Source organism: Curtobacterium sp. Csp2 (genome assembly GCF_013347165.1).
Window position 1 is genome coordinate 3,644,516 of sequence record NZ_CP054593.1, and the last position, 19,961, is coordinate 3,664,476.

Consider the following 19,961-nt stretch of genomic DNA (forward strand, 5'->3'; position numbering starts at 1 on the left):
GAACCTACCGAGGCGGTCCTGCCCGGTGCGCCAGGGAACGCCGGAGTGCCGAGACGCCGTCGCGCGCACGGCTCTTCGCGGTCCCGAGCGGGACCCCGAGCCGGTCCGCGAGCTCCGGTCCGCTCAGCTCGACCAGGTGCCGGAGCACGACCGCCTCGCGCTGTCGGTCCGGCAGCGACCGGACGGCGTCGCGGAGCGCGGCCCGGTCGAGCACCCCCTCGGCCCGCTCGAGCGACGCGTGGTCGACGAGCTCGAGGTGCCGCGCGCCGATGAGAAGGTCGCGCTGCCGGTCGGCCTCGCTCGACCGCACGCGGTCGATCGCCCGACGCTGGGCGATGGTCCGGATCCACGCGACCGCACTGTGCCGGGGGTCGTACCGTTCGGCGATCTGCCACACCTCGAGGAAGACGTCCTGCACGACCTCCTCGGACTGCCACGGGTCGACCACCACGAGTCGCACCCACCGCTCGACGAGCGGTCGGAGCCGGCCGTACAACCGGCCGAACGCGAGCCGGTCCCCCGCAGCGGCGGCCAGCAGCCACGCGCGTTCTTCGTCCCGGTTCGTCTGCAGTTGCGCTCGCACGCTGACATTCCACATGCCGGTCGGCACGAACGCCAATCGACGGGCACCGTCACAGCAGCCTGCCGGGCAGCACTCAGTTGATGCAGACGCCTTCCTTGCCGTACGACTTCACGTCGGTCGACGACGGCGAGGGCTCGGACGACGACGAGGACGAGGACGACTCCGGCGCAGCGGGCTCCGACGAGCCGGCGTCCGGCGACGCGGGGGCGGCCGGGGCGGACACGGTCTTGCCGTCGGACCCGAGCACGAGCGTCACGCCGGTCACCTTCGTCGAGCGCACCGCGACGGCACCGGGCACGACCGCGGCGACGGCCTTCGCCTGCGCTTCCTGTCCCGCCGGGTACTGCACCTGGGTGGTCTTCGTCTCGTCGGAGGACCCCGGGGCGCCGACCTGGAAGCCGCGCGCTGTCAGGTTCTCGCCCGCGGCGGCCGCGGCACCCGTGACGCCGCTGCCGTTCAGGACCGTGACGGTCGTCGCGGCGGGCTCCGCCGCGGTCGCCTTCGTGTACTCCTCGGGCTCGCCGACGAGTCCCTGCACGAAGGCGGGCAGCCCGACGGTGTCGACCTGGACGATCGACAGCGCGGAGCCGCCGACGTAGATCGTGGGGGTACCGAGCGTCGGGATCGTCGCCGACTGGATGTTCCCCGGCCGCAGGTTCCGCATCTGGGTCGCGAGGGAGATGAGGTCGGTGTCGGTCTGCACCGAGCCGCCCACCGCGCTGAGGATGTTGTTCATCTTCACGGGGTTGAGCAGCGTGCCGGCGGACAGCACCTTGCGGGCCTCCTGCGACAGGAAGTACTGCTGGCGGACGTTGCGGTCGAGATCACCGTTCGGCAGTCCGTGGCGCTGGCGCACGAAGGAGAGCGCCTGCTTCGCGTCGAGCTGGGACGTCCCCGCGGGCAGGTCCACCCCGGAGTACGGGTCCTTCGCGGGTTGGTTCAGGCAGACCTCGACCGGCCCGAGCTCCTTCACGACCTGGTAGAAGCCGAGCAGTGAGACGCGGACGTAGTGGTCGATCGTCAGGCCGCTGAGGTCCTGGATCGTCTGGATGAGGAGCTTCGCGCCGCCGGTGTCGCCCCCGCCGTTGAGCGTCCCGTAGTAGAAGGCACTGTTGAGCTTGCCCTTGCCGACACCGGGGATGTCGACGTACGAGTCGCGCGGGAACGAGATCATCGTCGCCTGGGACCCGTCGGCGCTGATGTGCAGCACGATCATCGTGTCGGTGTTCGTCGCGCCACCGTCGGACTCGGTGCTGAGCTCCGCCATCTCCTCCGGCGTCGCGTTGTCCGGCCGGTGGTCGTCACCGACGAGCAGGATGTTCTGCGCGGTGCCGTCGACGTCGTCCGCGCCCTTGGCCTTCGGGGCGATCGCGTCGATCTTCGTGACGTTGTTGGACAAGCTCGCGTACGCGAACGCGGCGTACCCGCCGGTGAGGACCAGGCCCATCGCCAGCACTCCCGCGACGGCGGGCAGGACGACCCCGCCCCCGCGCTTCTGGCGCCCGTGGCGTGGCGGCACGTGGCCGCGGCGGGCGCGGCGCGTCGTCTGCTCGGGTTCGATGCTCACCCGGAAACCATAACCGCACAGCGTGGAACGGACAGGGAGAGTCCTGGACACTCGCCCCCGGCGCGGGGCCGGGACGAGCCGGACGGGAGGCACGTGGCGGCGCCGCCACGTGCCTCCCGTCCGTCACGCACCCCGTCCGCGACTGCAGCCGCGCGGCGGGGCAGCTCCGCTAGGAGCGCGTCGGGAGCAGGTGGATGGCCTCCATCGCCAGCTCGGCTGCGATCGGGTCCTCGGCGAGGACGGCGGCCTTCAGGTTGTCCAGCTCGGGCCGGACGACCTCGTTCGGGACGAGCTCGGCGAACTCCGGCACGCGCAGCTTGAACGCGAGGCCGTCCGTGGTCGCACGGCACAGCTGCGCGAGCGACGGGTTCCCGCAGGCGTCGGCCCACATCCCGTACAGGTCCGAGCCCTCGCGGACGACCTCGGCCTGGTGCTGCGCGTCCATCCGGGCCGCGACGTCGTCGAGCATCGCGACGATCTTCTTCCGCTCCGCCGCCGTGAACCGCGGCACCGCGAGCCGGACGACTCCGCCGTAGATCACGCCGAGCGTCCGGAACGCGTCGAGCATCTCGTCCTTCGACGGTGCGGCGACCCGTGTGTAGCGGTTCGGCGCCATCTCGATGAGGCCGGCCCGGGCGAGCTCCGCCAGTGCCTCGCGGATGGGGGTCCGGGAGACACCGAGCCAGGCGATGAGGTCGTCGTCGTTCAGGCGTTCGCCGGGCTCGAGCGTGCCGTCCATGATCGCGTCACGGATCTTGTCCTGCACGGTGTCGCGGAGGAGCTTCCGCTCGGCGGCCGGCTGCGTGGAGGGTACGGGCATGGGACCAGCGTGTCACATGTGATGGGTCGCGCGCGAGAGGCGCGACGGCCACCACGCGCGGCGACCGAGGTCGTACACGACCGCCGGCACGAGCAGGGAACGGACCACGATCGTGTCGAGCAGGACGCCGAACGCCACGATGAACGCGATCTGCACGAGGAACAGGATCGGGATGACGCCGAGCGCCGCGAACGTCGCCGCGAGGACGATGCCCGCCGAGGTGATCACGCCGCCCGTCGCCCCGAGGCCGCGGAGCACGCCCTCGCGCGGTCCGTGCCGCAGCGCCTCTTCGCGGACCCGGGTCATGAGGAAGATGTTGTAGTCGACCCCGAGTGCCACGAGGAACACGAACGAGAACAGCGGGACCGAGGGGTCGGCGCCCGGCAGGTGCAGGACGTGGTCGAAGACGAGCGCACCGACGCCGAGCGCGGCCACGAAGGACACGATCACGCTCCCGATGAGCACCAGGGGCGCCACGATGCTCCGCAGCAGCAGCATCAGGATGAGCAGGATGACCACCAGCACGATCGGGATGATCACCGTCCGGTCGCGGATGCCGGTGTCGTTCGTGTCGAGGGCGGTGGCGGTGACCCCGCCGACGAGCGCGTCCGGCGACACCCGCTCCACCGCGGTCCGCAGGTCCCGCACGGTCTGCTCCGCGCGTTCCGAGTCGGCCGGTGCGGTGAGCGTGGCCTCGAGCAGGACGTCCCCGTCCGAGACCGTCGGGTCGGCGACCGGTTCCCGGGCAGCGGTGTCGTCCTTCGTCGCGGTGCCGACGGGGGTGGTCCCGGACGGGCTGCCCTTCGCCGCCGCGACGACGCCGTCGACCCCGTCGACCGAGCGGATCGCCGCGACGAGCCGGTCGAGGTCGCGCTCAGGACCGACCACCTGCGCGGGGCTCCCGGAGCCGCCGGGGAAGTGGTCGGCGAGGACGTCCTGGCCGTCGCGGGCCTGGGAGGACCCGATGACGAGGTCGCTCTGCGGGACACCGTCCGCCCGGAGCCCGACGATGCCGGCCCCCATCGCGAGCAGGGCGACCGTGCAGACCACCCACACCGTGCGGGTCCGACGCGCCACGAGCCGCCCGACGCGCGCCCAGATCCCCCGGGCGTCCGGCCCGGTGAGCACCCTGTGCGCGCTGCCGTACGCCGGCCGTAGCGGCCAGAACGCAGCCCGACGGAACGCCATCAGGAGCGCCGGCAGCAGGGTGAGCGCGGCGAGCAGGCTGAACGCGATGCCGATGGCCGCGACCGGACCGAGCGCCTTGTTCGAGTTGAGGTCCGAGAACAGCAGGCACAGCACGCCGACGATGACGGTGCCGCCCGACGCGATGATCGGCTCGAACGCGCCACGGAGGGCCGCCTTCGTCGCACCCCAGCCGGTCCGGTGGTCCCGCAGCGCCTCGCGGTAGCGCGCGGTGTACAGGAGCGCGTAGTCCGTCGCGGCACCGATCACCAGGATCGACAGGATGCCCTGCACCTGGCCGTTCACCGTGACGATGCCGGCGTCCGCGAGCCAGTACACGACGAGGATCGAGGCGCAGAGGGCGAAGGTCGCGGTGCCGAGCACGAGCACCGGCAGGAGCGGCGAACGGTAGACGACGACGAGGATCACGAAGACCGCGGCGAGGGCGACCCCGAGCAGGATGCCGTCGATGCCCGCGAACGCCTCGGTCAGGTCGGCCGTGAAGCCCGCCGGACCGGTGACGTACCCGGAGAGCCCGGCAGGCAGGGCGTCCTCGACGTCGGCGCGGATCGACGCCACCGCGTCACCGGTCTCGGCGTCCTGGGTCAGCGTCGCGACGATCTCGACCGCGTCGCCGTCCTCGCTCGGGATGACCGGGCTCACCCCTTGGACGTCGCTCCGGTCGCCGAGCGTCGCCGCGAGCTGCTCGGCCGCCGTCCGGTCGCCGTCGCGGAGCCCGCCGTCCCGCTCGAGCACGACGATCGCGGGCGCCCCGGACGCCTGCCGGAACGCCGAGGAGCGCTCCTGCACCTTCGTCGCGTCGGCCGAGGCGGGCAGGAAGGACGTCTGGTCGTTGGTCGCGACGTCCGAGATCTTGCCGAAGACGGGACCGCCGACGGAGGCGACGACGAGCCAGACCACGATCACGACGGCGGGCAGCACGATGCGGAGGAAGCGGGGCACGACGGTGAGCGTACACGGATCGTCAGCATGCTGATCACTTCGGCCGTCCGGGCGCGTCGTAGACTCCGATCATGCACGAGCAGGCGGAGCAGTGGCCCCTCGGCCGCCTGCTCTCCGCGGCAGCCCGGGCAGTCGAGCGCGACTGGGACGAGCGACTCCGGGCGATCGGCCTGACCCACGCGGCGCTCATCGCGATCGACATCCTGATCCGGACCGGGCCGACCGGCGCCGACACCCTCGCGCGGACGGCGCACGTCCGACCGCAGACGATGTCCCTGACGCTCGAGCGGGCCGAGCGCGACGGGCTCGTCGAGCGGACACCGCACCCCGACGACCGCCGACGCCGGGTGGTCTCGGTCACCGACGCCGGGCGCGCGGCCTGGGACACGGCGCGCCACATCGAGCGCGAGGTCCTGCCCGACGACGACGCGCTCCGGGAACGGCTGACGAAGATCCTCAGCTCGGACTGATATCCACATATCACCTGCGGTATGCTGGCGTCGTCGACGTCAGGGTCGACCCGACCCGCAGGAGCAGCCGTGTCCGACCGTGCCGACGTCCCGTCTCCCGTCTCCGAGCGCCGAGCCGCCCGCGCGGCGGCCGAGGCCGAGCTCCGAGCATCCCGGGGCAGCCGCCTACGGCCCGACCAGCAGGCACGCAAGCCACGCCGTCGACGTCCGGTCCTCCGCGCGGTCCTCGCCACGACCGCCTCGCTCGCCGGCGTCGCCACCGTGCTGGCCGTCGTCGGGGCGGTGTTCATCGGCGGACTCGTCCGGAGCTTCGACACCGAGAAGGACGTCATCGCCGACGCGTTCCCGACCGGGGAGCGTCCCGCCCCTACGGCCGGCGCGCAGAACGTCCTGCTCATCGGCTCGGACTCGCGAGCAGCCCGCGACCCCGACGGCGACCAGACCCTCGGCGGGCGGTCCGATGCCCTGATGCTCGCGCACGTCCCGGCGGACCGGCACGCGGTCTACCTGATGTCCATCATGCGCGACGCCTGGGTCGACGTGCCCGGCCACGGCCAGGCGAAGATCAACGCCGCGTACTCGTGGGGCGGCGTCCCCCTCACCGTGCAGACCGTCGAGCAGCTGCTGGACGTCCGGATCGACCACGTTGCCGAGATCGACTTCGCCGGATTCGAGGACCTGACGGACGCGCTCGGCGGTGTCACCGTCTCATCGCCGCAGGCGTTCACCGCGCACGGACACACCTTCACCGTAGGGTCCAACCGGCTCGACGGCGCCGAGGCCCTCGCGTTCGTGCGCGAGCGGTACGCCTTCGCCGACGCCGACCACACCCGCGTACGCAACCAGCAGGCGTTCATGCGGGGGGTGTTCCAGCAGGCCCTGTCCCGTGGAACCCTCACCCGACCCGAACGTGTGCAGGAAGCCGTCGCCGCGACCAGCCGTCACCTGGCGGTCGATCCAGGCCTGGACGCATCGACGCTCTTCGGTCTGGGATGGTCCCTCCGTGGCGTTCGGGCCGACGACCTCCGGACCTTCACGATGCCGACCGCGGGTTCGGGCACGAGCACCGACGGTCAGTCGTACGTCACGCTCGACGACGGCGACCGACGGACCCTGTCGCAGTCGCTCCGCTCGGACGACCTCGATCGGTGGCTCGCCGCCCGCGATCACTGACTCCGCATCGCGCCGCACACGGACAGCACGAGACCCCCGCGACGCGTGGTCGCGGGGGTCTCGTGCTGGATCGGGAGGTCGATCAGGCGGGGAGCTGCAGCTCCTGGCCGGCGTAGATCAGGTTCGCGTCGTCGATGGTCGACGTGTTCGCGGCCCACAGCTTCATGTAGCCGCCGTCGACGCCGAGCTTCGTCGCGATGCTGTCCAGGGTGTCGCCGGACTGGATCGTGTACGTCTTGCCGCTCGTCGGGACCGCAGCGGGCTTCGACGGCGCAGCGGGCTTCGCCGCCTGCGTGGCCGCCGGTGCCGTGCGCTGCGGGGCGACCTGCTTCGGCGCCGCCTGCTGCGGGGCGGCCTGCTGGGGAGCGGCCTGCTGCGGGGCCGCGGCCTGCGGTGCTGCACCGGCGGTGCCGCTCAGGCCGAGCTTCGCGGAGCAGGCCGGCCAGGCACCCCAGCCCTGCGAGGCGAGGACGCGCTCGGCCACGGCGATCTGGGCCTCGCGGCTCGCCGACGCCGGGTTGCCCGAGCCGCCGTTCGCCTGCCAGGTGCCGAGGTTGAACTGCAGGCCGCCGTAGTAGCCGTTGCCGGTATTGATGGCCCAGTTGCCGCCGGACTCGCACTGTGCGAGCGCGTCCCAGGTCGAGCCGGACGCTGCGTTCGCGGGCGCCGCCGCGAGGCCGACACCGGTCGCGGCGATGCCGGCGAACGCCAGGCCACCGACGATGGTGCGGGTACGGGAAAGCTTCTTCATGGTTGATCGCTCCACCGGGACCACGGACCGCACGCCGCCGGAGCGGTCTCGGTCGCCACTGCCCGTCCCGACCGATCGCGGTCGTGTCGTGGGGTGCGCCTCCGGGGGCAGTGGTCTCGTGCCGGCGGCGTCTGGTCGGCCACCATAGGAAACTCAGGACTGTTATCAAACCGAGACCAACGGTTCTACCCGTTACTGCTATGTACCCCATCGCTGTTCCTGTACGCGGCGATCGCCGCGTCCATGGTGATCACGCCGTACCCGGGTACGTGACCTTGGCAGTTCCCTGGCAATGCGACGGACTGGAGGCGCGAGGCGGGCTGGTGCAGAGCCTCCCGTCCGTCCCCTGGTCGCCTCCTGGTCAGTCCCTGGACAGCAGGGTGACCGCCTCGAGGTGGCCGGTCTGGGGGAACATGTCGAGCACCCGCGCGCGGCGCAGCCGCAGCGACGGCATGCGGGCGAGGTCCTTCGCGAGGGTCACCGGGTTGCAGCTCGAGTAGACGACGTGCCGCACGTCGGACTGCTCGAGCCAGGTGGACAGCGTCTCGCCGATGCCCCGGCGGGGCGGGTTCACGACGACGAGCTCGGGGACGGCGTCCGGACGGGCGCGGAGGGCGTGCTCGGTCGCGTCGTCGGCGGCGAAGCGCACGTCGGACAGACCGGCCTCGCGCGCGGACTGCTTCGCGGAGCGGACGGCCTCGCGGCTCGTCTCGATGCCGGTCACGGCGCGTCCGGGGCGTGCGGCGTGCAGGGCGAAGCCGCCGACGCCGCAGTACAGGTCCCACATCGAGGCCGGTCCCACCTCGTCGATCCAGGTCGACGCCTGGGCGTACAGCTGCGTGGCGACGGACGTGTTCGTCTGGAAGAAGCTCTGCGGCCGGAGGTGCATGGTGACGTCGTCGAAGCGCATCGGCAGCGTCTCCTGCTCGGTGAGCACGACCTCGCGCTCGCCCTCGGTCACGGCCTTGTGCTCCGGGAGCAGGTTCGCGGTGACGACGACGGCCTCGGGGAGCACTCGCCGCAGGGCGCCGAGGTGCTCGCGGAGGCGCGGCAGCTGCCCCTCGGAGCGGAGCACGAACCGGACCATGAGCTCGCCGTCCGGGGACTCCGTCACGAGCACGAACTTCAGCTCGCCGCGACGGGCGGCGACGTCGTACGGGATGAGCCCGGCGTCCGCGACGAAGGCGGCCAGGACCGGGAGCGCCCGCTGGATGCCGGGCGTGCAGATGCCGCAGTGCCGCAGGTCGACGCCGCGCTGGCGGTCGTCGAGGATGCCGATCGTCGGCCGTTGGACGGGCCCGCCGACGACCATCTTCGCCTTGTTCCGGTAGCCGGATTCCGGGCTCGTGATCGCCGGGAGCCAGTCGACCGCTCCGGGACCCCCGGCGTGCTCGACGGCGTCGTGCAGGAGTTCGCGCGTGCGGATCTCCTTGTCGAGCACCTGGTCGGCGTAGGGCTGACCCATCAGGGTGCAGGAGCGGCACACCCCGCGGTCGAAGTAGTCGCACTGCATGGCCGGGTCAGGATACGTCAGCGGGCGGTGGCGTCCCGGGTCGTGGTGCGCAACCGGTGGACGGACGTGGTCGCGGTGACGAAGAGGGTGCGGCCGTCGGCGCCGCCGAAGCACAGGTTGGCGACGACCTCGGGCACCGGCACGTCGCCGATCCGGGTGCCGTCCGGCGCGAACACGGAGACCCCGCGGTGGGTGGACGACCACACGTTGCCGTGCTCGTCGACCCGGATGCCGTCCGGCACCCCCTCCCCGGGGTCGAGACGGACGAACTCGCGGCCGTTCTTGACCCGGGCGCCGTCCCGGTCGTAGGCGCGGATCACGGGCAGCTCCGCGGACGAGCTCGCGACGTAGAGCACCCGCTCGTCGGGCGAGAACGCGAGACCGTTCGGCTCGTCGCAGTCGAGCACGACCGGTCGCAGGTCCTCGCCGTCGGGGCCGCACCGGAACACCCAGTGGTCGCCGTACTCCCGCTCGCCGGGGTGTCCCTCGCGCGGCTGGGTGATGCCGTACGCCGGGTCGGTGAACCACACGCTGCCGTCCCGTGCGACGACGACGTCGTTCGGCGAGTTGAGACGCCCGCCGGCCCACCCGTCGACGATCGGGGTGACGACGCCGTCCCGGTCCCGTTCGACCCGACGGCGGCCGTGCGAGCACTGGACGACCGAGCCGTCCCGGTCGAGCACCCGTCCGTTGGTGAACTCGACCCCGGTGGCGTACTCGGTCGTCTCCCCGGTCTCCTCGTGCCACTGGAGGATCCGGTCGCCGGGGATGTCCGACCACCGCAGGGTCCCGGTGGCGGGGATCCAGCACGGTCCCTCGGCCCAGGTGCTGCCGGTCGCGATCCGCTCGAGCGCGGCGGGGTCGGGGACGAGGTCGGTGAGCTGCACGGTGGGTCTCCTCCGGGGTCTGCGGTCAGTGCTGGGCGACGGGGGACAGCACGAGTTCGTCGATGCGGACGTGCGGCGCGGCGCCGAGCACGAACGCGACGGTCCGGCCGACGTCCTCGGGCTGCAGCATGCGCGCCCGGGCCTCCGCGTCCGGCACGACGGGGCGCTGGTCGAGGAAGTCCGTCGCGACGTCCCCGGGGCACAGGTGGGTCGCCCGGACCCCGTGCTGCGCCTCCTGCTGGTTGAGCGTCCGCACGACCGAGCCGAGCGCGGTCTTCGAGGCCGAGTAGGCGACGCCGGCCCCCGGTTGGAACGACCACCCGGCGTAGGACGACACGACGACGACCACGCCGCCCGTGGCGCGGAGGGCGGGCAGCGCTGCGTCGACGACGGTCACGACGGCCGTCAGGTTCGTGTCGAGGACGGCGCGGACCTGGTCGAGCGACTGGTCGTCCCACCGGCGCCGGGGCGTGTTCAGGCCCGCCGCGAGCAGCAGTCCGTCGAGCCTCCCGTGTCGTTCGAGCACCGTGTCCCGCGCCGTACGCACGGCGTCGGCGTCGGCGACGTCGACGGGCAGGACGTCGGCGGTGCCACCCGCGGCGCGGATCGTCGCGGCGACCTGCTCGAGCCGGTCCGCCCGACGCCCGCTGAGCACGACCGTCCAGCCGTCCCGCGCGGCCGCGACGGCTCCGGCCGCGCCCATGCCGCTGCCGCCACCCGTGGTCCAGAGCACCTTCGCCGTCATGGTGGAACAGTATGGCTCTCGCGGCGTCGCGGCGGTCGGCGCGCGACACCGACGACAGGAGCGACGATGCACCTCGACCTGACCGACCGCGTGGTCCTCGTGACCGGGGCAGCCCGAGGGATCGGCGCCGTGCTCGCCGACCGGTTCGTGATCGAGGGCTGCCGGGTGGTGGCGCTCGACCTCGCGTTCCCGGACGCCTCGACGACCGGCGTCGACCAGGTCCGCTGCGACGTGACCGGCCCCGCGTCCGTGCGCGCTGCGGTGGACGGGGTCGTCGCCCGGTACGGCACGGTCGACGTGCTCGTGAACAACGCCGGCATCAACGTCGAGGGCACGGTCGCGGAGCTCGGGTGGGACGCCTGGCGCCGGTGCATGGACGTCAACGTCGGCGGCACGTTCCTGGTGGCCCAGGCGGTCGCGCCGGTCATGCAGGCCGCCGGACGCGGACGGATCCTCAACGCGGCGTCGTTCGCGGCCATCGTGCCGAGCGTCGGGAGCGCGGCCTACGCGGCATCGAAGTCGGCGGTCGTCGCCTTCACGCGGGTGCTCGCGTCCGAGCTCGGGCCGTGGGGCATCACCGTCAACGCCTACGCGCCGGGCATGGTGCCGACGGCGATGAACGGGTTCGCCGAGATGCCGGCCGCCGCGCAGGACCGGCTGCTCGACACGCTGTCGATCCGGCGGTGGGAGTCGGCCGACGACGTCGCGGACCTGCTCGTGTTCCTCGCGAGCGACGCGGCCGGGTACGTCACCGGGACGCTCGTCGACGTGTCCGGCGGGAAGCTCGCGACGCAGATCCCCGCGAAGGCGTACGAGCGCTGACCCGCAACGCCCGCGCCGGTCGCGGTGCAGAGTGGTGGGGCAGTCTGCTCCCGCACGTCGCCGGCTGTCCGGCCGTACAGGAAGTTGCCAACCGCCTGCTCGTAGGCTGTGAGGGCCCAGTGAGCCGGACTGCAGCCCGACCCCGAGGAGGTGCCCGATGGTCTCCGTCCTCGTCGCGTTCGCGATCGTCGCCCTGATCGTCCCCGCCCTGACCCCCCTGCTCGGGCGCCGCGTGTTCTACGTCGCCGCCCTCGCACCGGCCGCCGCCGCGGTGCTGACCGTCGCCCGGACGGACGCCGCACTGCACGGCGGGGTGACGAGCACGTGGCGGTGGATCCCCGAGCTCGACCTGGCGATCGCGCTGCGGATGGACGCCCTGTCGTGGGTGCTCGCGCTCGTGGTGTCCGTCGTCGGCGCCCTCGTGCTCGTGTACTGCGCGTCGTACTTCGGTCGCGACGAACCCGGGACCGGCCGGTTCGCGGGCGTCCTGACCGCCTTCGCCGGCTCGATGTACGGGCTCGTGGTCGCCGACGACGTGATCGTGCTCTTCGTGCTGTGGGAGGCGACGACCGTCTTCTCCTACCTGCTCATCGGACACGACGCCGCGAAGCGGGCCAGTCGCGCGGCCGCCATGCAGGCGCTCATCGTCACGACCGCCGGTGGCCTGGCGATGCTCGCGGGGCTCGTCGCCCTGTCCGTGACCGCGGGGACCTCGAGCCTGTCCGGCATCATCGCGCGGGCCCCGGAGCTCGTCGACCGACCGGGACCGCTCGTGCCGGTGGCCGTCGTGCTCGTGCTCCTCGGCGCCCTGACGAAGTCGGCGATCGTCCCCTTCCACTTCTGGCTCCCCGCCGCGATGGCCGCCCCGACCCCGGTCAGCGCCTACCTGCACGCCGCGGCGATGGTGAAGGCCGGCATCTACCTCGTCGCCCGGCTGGCCCCAGCGTTCGCGCTGGTGACCGGCTGGCGCGAGACCGTCACGGTGCTCGGCGTCGCCGGCATGCTCATCGGTGGGTACCGCGCCCTGCGCCAGACCGACGTCAAGCTCCTGCTCGCGTACGGCACCGTCGCGCAGCTCGGCTTCCTGGTGCTCGCGGTCGGCTGGGGCGTGCCGGCCCTGGCGCTCGGCGGGGTCACCCTGCTCGTCGCGCACGCCACCTTCAAGTCGACGCTCTTCCTGGTCGTCGGGGCGGTCGACCACGCCACGGGCACCCGCGACCTCCGGAAGCTCAGCGGGCTCGGGCGCCGCACGCCGTGGCTCGTCGTGGTGAGCGTGCTCGCGCTCGCATCGATGGCCGGGCTGCCGCCGACGATCGGCTTCGTCGCGAAGGAGGCCGTGCTCACCGGCTTCGTCGAGGAGCTGCACGGTTCCCAGGCCGGGTGGGCGTGGCTTGCCCTGATCGGGGTCACGCTCGGGTCGGTCCTGACCGTGGCGTACTCGCTGCGCTTCCTCTGGGGCACCTTCGCCCGGAAGCCCGGGGTCGCGGCCACGGAGCCGCACGGGCTGCACGGCCTCGGCGTCGTGCCGTCGGTGCTCGCCGTCGCCGGGGTCGTCCTCGGCCTGCTGACCCCGGTGGTCGCGCACGGCATCGAACCTGCGGCCGCCGACGCCGCCCTGCCGGGCGAGGTCCCGCACCTGGCGCTGTGGCACGGCCTCGAGCCCGCCCTCGGCATCTCCGCGCTGACGCTCCTCGGCGGCACGGCCCTGTTCCTGCTCCGTCGTCCGGTCGGCGCCCTGCAGGACCGGCTCGAGGGCTCGCCGAGCGCCTCGGGCACGTACCGCCGGATGATGCGCGGGCTCGACCGATTCGCGACCGGCCTGACCGCCGGCCTGCAGCGCGGCTCGCTCCCCTACTACCTGACCGTGATCCTGTCGGTGTTCGTCGCCGGGGCCCTCGCGAACCTGGTGCTCGGCGGTCCGTGGGCGTTCCACGTCCGGTTCGCGGACTCGTGGGGCCAGGTGCCCGTCGTCGTCGTGATGGCGATCGCGGCGATCGCCGTGCTCACCGCGAAGACCCGGTTCGCCGCGGCCGTCCTGGTCGGCGTCACCGGCTACGGCATGTCCGTGCTCTTCGTCCTGCACGGCGCCGTCGACCTCGCGCTCACGCAGCTCGTGGTCGAGACCGTGACGCTCATCGCGTTCGTGCTCGTGCTCCGCCGGCTCCCCCCGCGGATCGCGACCGCGAACCCCTCGCGGTTCCGGATCGTCCGCGCGCTCTTCGCCGCCCTCGCCGGGGCCACCCTCGCGGTCGTCGTCGTCGTCGCGGCCTCCGCCCGGACGGCCGAGCCGCTCTGGCCGGACCTGCCCGCGCTCACGAGCTCGTTCGGGCACGGCCTGAACGTCGTGAACGTCGCCCTCGTCGACCTGCGCGGCTGGGACACCCTCGGCGAGCTGACCGTCGTCGTCGCCGCGGCCACGGGCGTCGCGAGCCTGATCTTCCTGGACTCCCGCGAGGACACGCTCCCGCGGCTCCGGGACCTGCCCTCGAGCGTGACGAGCGACAAGCACCGCCCGGACGGGGAACCCCGCGCCTGGCTGCCGACGAGCGCCGCGATCCCGACCGGTCGCTCGGCCCTGCTCGACGTGGTCGTGCGCCTGCTGTTCCACGGGCTCATCGTCCTGTCGCTCTACCTGCTGTTCGCCGGGCACAACGCCGCCGGCGGTGGGTTCGCCGGTGGTCTCGTCGCCGGGATCGCGCTCGCTGCCCGGTACCTCGCCGGTGGTCCGGCCGAGCTCGGCGCCGCCGCCCCGGTCCGCGCCGGACGCCTGCTCGGGCTCGGGGTCGCGACCGCGGCGACGACCGCGATCGTGCCGCTGTTCTTCGGGAAGGAAGCCCTGTACTCCGAGTTCTTCGAGGCCACCGTCCCCGTGCTCGGCCACGTGGAGTTCGTCACCGCCACGTTCTTCGACATCGGGGTCTACCTGGTCGTCGTCGGGCTCGTGCTCGACGTGCTCCGGAGCCTCGGTGCCGAGGTCGACCGCCAGCGCCTCGAGGACTCCCGCGCCCCGATCGCCGACACGACCGAGTCCGACCCCGCCGACAACGCCGCAGCCTCGACCCCGGAAGGGAGTGCCGCATGACCATCACGCTGGTCCTCGTCATCGCGATGGCGGTGCTGTTCTCGTGCGGGGTGTACCTGCTGCTCGAACGCTCGCTGACGCGGATGCTGCTCGGCTTCCTGCTGCTCGGCAACGCGCTCAACCTGCTGCTGCTCATCATGTCCGGCGCCGCAGGCCGGCCGCCGATCGGCAAGTCCGCCGAGGGCATCACCGACCCGCTCCCCCAGGCCTTCGCCCTCACCGCGATCGTCATCACCTTCGCCGTGAGCGCGTTCCTCCTCGCGCTCATCCACCGGTCCTGGAAGCTCTCCCGCGCCGACGAGGTCGAGGTCGACGAGGCCGACGCCGCGATCGGCAAGGACCGCGACGACCTGGCGGACGAGGACCCCGAGATCGACACCGACCCCGAAGCCGCGCAGCGCGAGGAGGCCTCCCGATGACCTGGCTCGTCCCGCTGCTCGTCCTCGTCCCGCTGCTCGGCGCGGCCGTCGCGCTCGGGCTGCTCCGGCACCAGAAGCTCCAGCGTGCGATCACCGTCGCGGTGCTCGCGGTCGCCGTCGCGGTCGCGGCGACGCTCATGGTCCTGGTCGACCAGCACGGCACGATCGTGGTGCAGGTCGGCGGCTGGGAGGCGCCGTACGGCATCTCGCTGGTGGTCGACCGGTTGAGCGCCCTGCTCCTCACCGTGAGCGCGAGCGTGCTCCTGCTCGTCCTGCTGTTCTCGATCGGGCAGGGCCTGGCCGCGGACGACGAGGACGCCCCGGTCACGATCTTCTACCCGACCTACCTCGTGCTCGCGGCGGGTGTCCTCGACGCGTTCATGGCCGGCGACCTCTTCAACCTCTACGTCGCGTTCGAGATGCTCCTGGTGGCGAGCTACGTGCTCATCACCCTCGGCGGCAGCGAGCAGCGGGTGCGCGCCGGCACGACGTACATCGTCACGAGCCTCATCGCGTCGGCGATCTTCCTCGCCGCGATCGGCCTGGTCTACGGGGCCACCGGCACCGTGAACATCGCGCAGATCTCGCAGCGCATGGCCGAGCTCCCGGAGCACGTGCAGCTGCTCCTGCACACCATGCTGCTCATCGGGTTCGGCATCAAGGCCGCCGTGTTCCCCCTGGCGTTCTGGCTGCCGGACTCGTACCCGACCGCCCCGGCCCCGGTCACGGCGGTGTTCGCGGGCCTGCTCACGAAGGTCGGCATCTACGCGATCATCCGCCTCGAGACGATCATCTTCCCGAGACCGCAGCTCAACACGGTCCTGCTCGTCGTGGCGGTCCTGACGATGATCGTCGGCGTGCTCGGCGCGGTGTCGCAGACCGACGTCAAGCGACTGCTGTCGTTCACGCTGATCAGCCACATCGGCTTCATGGTGATGGGCATCGGCCTCGGCACGGTCGCGGGCACGGCGGCCGCGGTGTTCTACACGGTGCACCACATCGTCGTGCAGACCACGCTGTTCCTGGTGTCGGGCGTGATGGAGCGCGTCGGCGGCACGACCTCGAGCCGGTCGCTCGGCGGGCTGCTCAAGGCGGCACCCCTCCTGGCGGCGCTGTACCTGGTCCCGGCGTTCAACCTCGGCGGGATCCCGCCCTTCTCCGGCTTCATCGGCAAGCTCGGCCTGTTCCGCGCAGCGGCCGAGGACGGCTCCCCGATGGCGTGGGTGACGGTCGCCGCCGGGGTCGTCACGAGCCTCCTGACCCTGTACGCGCTGATGCGCGTCTGGGACGCCGCCTTCTGGCGACCGAAGCCGGCCGCCGAGGCGGCGGCCCCGCACGTCACGACGGCCGAGCCGCACGCGCACCTGCGGTCGCCGGAACCGGCGCCCCTCACCGTCTCCGAGGAGACGGGCGAGGCGTACCACCCGGGAGGCTCGACCACCGTCACCGACGCACCCCACGCGAGCAGCGCCTCCCGTCCGGCGACCGGCGCGACGGCCACCGCCGGCGAAGCGCCGGAGCCGGCCCGCCTGCCACGCATGCTCGTCGCCGTCACGACGGTGGCGGTCCTCGGGTCGGTCGCCCTGACGGTCGTCGCCGGGCCGCTCTACGGCTACGCGACCCGCGCGGCGGAGTCCCTCGAGTCCCCCGCCCGCTACGTCCAGGCCGTCCTCGGAGGTGCGCGATGACCGACGTCCGCCGGATCTCGAACGCACGACGCATCGCCGTCGCGTGGCGCTACGACGTGCCGCTCGTCGCCGGGCTGACCGTGCTGTGGGCGCTGCTGTGGGGGTCGTGGACCGTCCTGACGCTGCTCTGCGGCGTGGTCGTCGCGCTGCTCGTCACCCAGCTCCTCCCGCTCCCGCCGGTCCCGCTGTCGAAGCGGCTCTCGCTGCCCCGGCTGCTCTGGTTCCTGGTGGTCTGGGCCGGGCTCGTCGTGGCGGCCTCGTTCCGGGTCGCCTGGGTCGCGGTCCGGCCCCGCGGGGTTCGGCGCAGCTCGATCGCGCTCGTGCAGCTGCACACGACGTCCGAGATGACCTTCACGCTCGCGACGCTGGCGATCTCGCTCGTGCCGGGGTCGTACGTCGCCGACGTCGACCTGCCCCGTCGACGGCTGCTGCTGCACGTGCTCGACACCGAACGCGTCGAGCAGGTGCACGCCGCGACTCGCGAGGCGCACCGGATCGAGGAGATGGTGATCCGGGCGATCGGCTCGCGACAGGACGTGTCCGAGCTGGCCGAGCCGCTGCCGGAGGTGACCCGGTGAGCGCCGCGGTCGTCGTGATGGCCGTCGGGGTCGTCCTGCTGCTCGTGCTGCTCGGTGCGACGCTCGCCCTGGCGGTCGGTCGGATCGTCCGCGGGCCGACCATCCTGGACCGGATGATCGGCTCGGACATCGTGCTGACCACCGCGCTCATCGTCATCGCCGCGGCGATGGTGGTCCGCCGGGACCTGACCGCCGTGCCGGTGCTCGTGGTCATCGCGGCCACGAGCGTGTTCGCCACGATCGCGGTCGCCCGCATCGTCACCCCGTCGTCCGACCCCTCCGACGAGGGGCTCGACGCGACCACCCCGGAGCACGCCGTCGACGAGGAGCGCCGCCCGTGATCGAGATCCTCGAGTCCTTCGTCGACACCGCCGGCGTCCGCGCCTGGGTCGCCCTCGTCCTGCTGCTCGTCGGCGCCGCGCTGTCCCTCGCGGCGGCGATCGGCATCGTGCGGTTCCCGGACCCCCTCGTCCGGCTGCACGCGATGGCGAAGCCGCAGGTCCTCGGGCTCGCGATGGCGCTCGCGGCGGTCGTCGTCGCGGTGGGGACCTGGACGGCGTTCTGGGTCGTGCTGCCGGTGATGGTCTTCCAGCTGTTCCTGGTGCCGGTGTCGTCGCACATGATCGCCCGGGCCGGCCTGCGGTCGAACGACTACCGGCACGAGGACCTGCTGGTCGACGACACCGAGGACTGACCCGGCGGCCCGGCCGGTGCGTCGCTGCCGTCAGCGGCCGGCGAGCAGTGCGTCCTCGTCGTCGTCGGACAGCCCGGCGCCGTGCGGGTGACGCGGCTGCCGCACCTCCCACGCCAGGGCGTCGCACAGGGTCTCGGCGAGCGGACGCAGCGTCAGTCCCGCACGGACCGCCCGGGCGTTCGACCGGTCGTTCATCCCCTGGTGGTCCGCGTCGGGGATCCAGAGCGGCAGCGATCGCGCACCGGCCCACGGCGCGACACCGTGCCCGATCAGGGTGTCGTCGTCGAGCGCCACGACCGGCGCGGACGCCCCCGCGACGCTCCGCGCAGCGCCGAGGTGCTGGCGCAGGGTGACGGGGTCACCGGTGACGTTCGAGACGCCCGGCCGACCGCCCTCCGCGGCGCCGACGAGCCAGCCGGCGAGGTCGCGGACGTCGACGACCGCGGTGGGACGGTCGCCGTCGGCCGGCACGACCACCGAGCGGCCGGTCGCGGCGGCGTGGGCGAACCGCCAGGGCCAGTACCCCGACCTGCCGGTGTGGTCGCCCGGTCCGCCGACGAGTCCCGCCCGGGCGATCGACGCGCGCTCCGGGCCGAAGCCGTCGGCCACCGCGCGCTCGCAGGCGACCTTCGCGGCGCCGTACTCGGCGGGGTCGTCGCTCGGTGGCAGCAGGGCCGCGGTCTCGTCGGCGCCGCGCTCGGCGTGCGAGGCGTACACGCTGACGGTCGAGACGAACACGTACCGGTCAGCGACCGGCTCGAGGGCCCGGACCGCACGGCGCACGTGCACGGGCGTGCGGGACACGTCGACGACCGCGTCCCACCGACCGTCGTCGACGACCGCCTCGAGGGCGTCCGGGTGGTCCCGGTCGGCGACCACCGACCGGGCACCCGCGGGGACGGCCGAGCCGCGGGCGAGGCACGTGACGTCGTGACCGGCGCGGAGGGCGTCGTCGACGACCGCGGCGCCGAGCCAGGCGGTGCCGCCGAGGACCAGGAAGCGCATGCCGCCATCCTGCCCCGGTGAGCGGGCCTGCGGTCTCCGGCCCGTCAGGCCGCGCGGCGGGCCAACACCAGGTTGAGCACCGCCGCGAGCACGACGAGCGCCGCCGCGTACGCCGGGAACGCCATCGCCGCGCCGGCCCCGGCACGTTCGGCGAACTCGCCGACGATCGCGGACGCCACGGACTGCCCGACGATGACCGCCGAGCCGAGGATCGTCATCGTGGTCGCCGAGCGACCGACCGGGGAGCGCTCGGACCCGAGGCTGTACTGCGCCACCAGGGTCGGCCCGATGCCGATGCCCATCAGGCCGAGCACGAGGGCCACGGCGCCGACCGAGTCCGCCGCCGCGAACGCCACCGCGCCGGCGAGCAGCACGACGCCGAAGGCGAGCCAGCGCCACCCGACGCCGAACGCCCGCGGGAAGGCCGCGGAACCGAGCGCCAGGGCCGCGGAGCCGATGCCCATGATCCCGTAGAGCAGCCCCGCCTGGGACGACTCCCCGTGCTGCTCCATGAACGCGGTCAGCGAGGTCAGCGTCGAGCCGAAGAACAGGCCGACGCCGAGGATCCCGAGCACCACGACGACGAGCCGCGTGCGGAGGAGCTGCGTCGCGGGCGCCGGGGTCTCGCGCTCGGCACCGCCGACGACGAGCCGTCCGGTCGGGTGCAGTGCGAAGGCCGTCACGAAGACCAGGGTCAGGGCGGCGGCACCGGCGACCGCGACCCACGGGGCGATCGCGCTCGCCAGGAGCCCGACCAGGAACGGTCCGACGATGAACACCGTCTCGTCGGCCGCGGACTCGTAGGCCATCGTGCCGCTGAGGACGCGCTCGTGCCGCTGCGGTGCCATCCGCTGCCGGATGATCGCGACGAGCCGGGTGCGGGACATCGGGGCGACCTGCGGCGCGCTCGCGCCGATGCAGAACGACATCACGAGGACGGCGAGGTCCGGCGCGGTGCCCGCGACGACGAACGGGAGCGCGCCGAGGAGCACCGCGTTCGCCAGGCCGACGGGCAC

General features: G+C 73.0%; 19 protein-coding genes. 9 read left to right on the plus strand and 10 right to left on the minus strand.

Annotated features, from left to right (window positions below; all coding sequences use genetic code 11):
- Positions 1–4 precede the first annotated feature (4 nt).
- From HUN59_RS17695 to HUN59_RS17710, 4 genes are all read right to left on the minus strand, one after another.
- A complete protein-coding gene (locus HUN59_RS17695) occupies positions 5–583 on the minus strand; it encodes a sigma-70 family RNA polymerase sigma factor (RefSeq protein ID WP_174779125.1) in 579 nt (192 codons plus the stop codon).
- A 73-nt stretch (positions 584–656) separates the two neighbouring features.
- Positions 657–2,150, minus strand: coding sequence for an LCP family protein (locus tag HUN59_RS17700; RefSeq protein ID WP_174779126.1), 1,494 nt, complete (start codon positions 2,148–2,150; stop codon positions 657–659).
- A gap of 169 nt (positions 2,151–2,319) precedes the next feature.
- On the minus strand, positions 2,320–2,970 hold the full coding sequence (locus tag HUN59_RS17705) for a GntR family transcriptional regulator (RefSeq protein ID WP_174779127.1): 651 nt from the start codon (positions 2,968–2,970) through the stop codon (positions 2,320–2,322).
- 12 nt (positions 2,971–2,982) lie between these two features.
- Positions 2,983–5,118: an MMPL family transporter gene (locus HUN59_RS17710; protein ID WP_174779128.1), complete on the minus strand. Its 2,136-nt coding sequence runs from the start codon at positions 5,116–5,118 to the stop codon at positions 2,983–2,985.
- 71 nt (positions 5,119–5,189) lie between these two features.
- Between HUN59_RS17710 and HUN59_RS17715 the strand changes: the two genes are divergently transcribed.
- Together HUN59_RS17715 and HUN59_RS17720 are read left to right on the plus strand one after the other, a co-directional pair.
- The gene (locus HUN59_RS17715) at positions 5,190–5,588 is read left to right on the plus strand and encodes a MarR family winged helix-turn-helix transcriptional regulator (protein ID WP_174779129.1); all 399 of its coding nucleotides are present in this window, start codon (positions 5,190–5,192) and stop codon (positions 5,586–5,588) included.
- A 69-nt stretch (positions 5,589–5,657) separates the two neighbouring features.
- Positions 5,658–6,761 carry an LCP family protein gene (locus HUN59_RS17720; RefSeq protein WP_174779130.1) on the plus strand — a complete coding sequence of 368 codons (1,104 nt, stop codon included), beginning with the start codon at positions 5,658–5,660 and terminating at the stop codon, positions 6,759–6,761.
- Between the two features lie 82 nt (positions 6,762–6,843).
- Here HUN59_RS17720 and HUN59_RS19990 read toward each other — a convergent pair whose 3' ends face one another.
- The 4 genes from HUN59_RS19990 to HUN59_RS17740 all read right to left on the minus strand — a co-directional run bounded on the left by HUN59_RS19990 (position 6,844) and on the right by HUN59_RS17740 (position 10,657).
- Positions 6,844–7,512 carry a LysM peptidoglycan-binding domain-containing protein gene (locus tag HUN59_RS19990; RefSeq protein ID WP_174779131.1) on the minus strand — a complete coding sequence of 223 codons (669 nt, stop codon included), beginning with the start codon at positions 7,510–7,512 and terminating at the stop codon, positions 6,844–6,846.
- A 361-nt stretch (positions 7,513–7,873) separates the two neighbouring features.
- Complete coding sequence (gene rlmC / locus HUN59_RS17730) at positions 7,874–9,025, minus strand: 23S rRNA (uracil(747)-C(5))-methyltransferase RlmC (RefSeq protein ID WP_174779132.1); 1,152 nt, start codon at positions 9,023–9,025, stop codon at positions 7,874–7,876.
- A gap of 17 nt (positions 9,026–9,042) precedes the next feature.
- The gene (locus tag HUN59_RS17735; protein ID WP_174779133.1) at positions 9,043–9,912 is read right to left on the minus strand and encodes an SMP-30/gluconolactonase/LRE family protein; all 870 of its coding nucleotides are present in this window, start codon (positions 9,910–9,912) and stop codon (positions 9,043–9,045) included.
- Positions 9,913–9,937: 25 nt separating this feature from the next.
- Positions 9,938–10,657 carry an SDR family oxidoreductase gene (locus tag HUN59_RS17740; RefSeq protein WP_174779134.1) on the minus strand — a complete coding sequence of 240 codons (720 nt, stop codon included), beginning with the start codon at positions 10,655–10,657 and terminating at the stop codon, positions 9,938–9,940.
- Positions 10,658–10,723: 66 nt separating this feature from the next.
- Here HUN59_RS17740 and HUN59_RS17745 point away from each other — a divergent pair, with 66 nt between their 5' ends.
- The 7 genes from HUN59_RS17745 (at position 10,724) to mnhG (ending at position 17,940) form a co-directional block, all read left to right on the plus strand.
- Positions 10,724–11,479, plus strand: coding sequence for an SDR family NAD(P)-dependent oxidoreductase (locus tag HUN59_RS17745; protein ID WP_174779135.1), 756 nt, complete (start codon positions 10,724–10,726; stop codon positions 11,477–11,479).
- Positions 11,480–11,636: 157 nt separating this feature from the next.
- Positions 11,637–14,561 (plus strand): Na+/H+ antiporter subunit A, encoded by a 2,925-nt coding sequence (locus tag HUN59_RS17750; RefSeq protein WP_174779136.1) that lies wholly within the window; start codon positions 11,637–11,639, stop codon positions 14,559–14,561.
- Positions 14,558–14,980, plus strand: coding sequence for a Na(+)/H(+) antiporter subunit C (locus tag HUN59_RS17755; RefSeq protein ID WP_174779137.1), 423 nt, complete (start codon positions 14,558–14,560; stop codon positions 14,978–14,980). The genes HUN59_RS17750 and HUN59_RS17755 overlap by 4 nt, the downstream gene beginning before the upstream one ends.
- Positions 14,977–16,668: a Na+/H+ antiporter subunit D gene (locus HUN59_RS17760; RefSeq protein WP_174779138.1), complete on the plus strand. Its 1,692-nt coding sequence runs from the start codon at positions 14,977–14,979 to the stop codon at positions 16,666–16,668. The genes HUN59_RS17755 and HUN59_RS17760 overlap by 4 nt, the downstream gene beginning before the upstream one ends.
- Positions 16,665–17,246 carry a Na+/H+ antiporter subunit E gene (locus tag HUN59_RS17765; protein ID WP_174779139.1) on the plus strand — a complete coding sequence of 194 codons (582 nt, stop codon included), beginning with the start codon at positions 16,665–16,667 and terminating at the stop codon, positions 17,244–17,246. Before HUN59_RS17760 ends, HUN59_RS17765 begins: the two co-directional genes overlap by 4 nt.
- The gene (locus HUN59_RS17770; protein ID WP_114850684.1) at positions 17,243–17,587 is read left to right on the plus strand and encodes a sodium:proton antiporter; all 345 of its coding nucleotides are present in this window, start codon (positions 17,243–17,245) and stop codon (positions 17,585–17,587) included. Before HUN59_RS17765 ends, HUN59_RS17770 begins: the two co-directional genes overlap by 4 nt.
- Entirely contained in the window at positions 17,584–17,940 is a 357-nt protein-coding gene (gene mnhG, locus HUN59_RS17775; RefSeq protein WP_114850683.1) for a monovalent cation/H(+) antiporter subunit G, read from the plus strand. The genes HUN59_RS17770 and mnhG overlap by 4 nt, the downstream gene beginning before the upstream one ends.
- Before the next feature lie 30 nt (positions 17,941–17,970).
- On the opposite strand, the gene HUN59_RS17780 is transcribed toward mnhG, so the two are convergent.
- Complete coding sequence (locus HUN59_RS17780; RefSeq protein WP_174779140.1) at positions 17,971–18,945, minus strand: NAD-dependent epimerase/dehydratase family protein; 975 nt, start codon at positions 18,943–18,945, stop codon at positions 17,971–17,973.
- A gap of 44 nt (positions 18,946–18,989) precedes the next feature.
- Positions 18,990–19,961, minus strand: a 972-nt coding sequence (locus HUN59_RS17785; protein WP_217483581.1) for an MFS transporter, incomplete at its 5' end; no start/stop codon positions are given.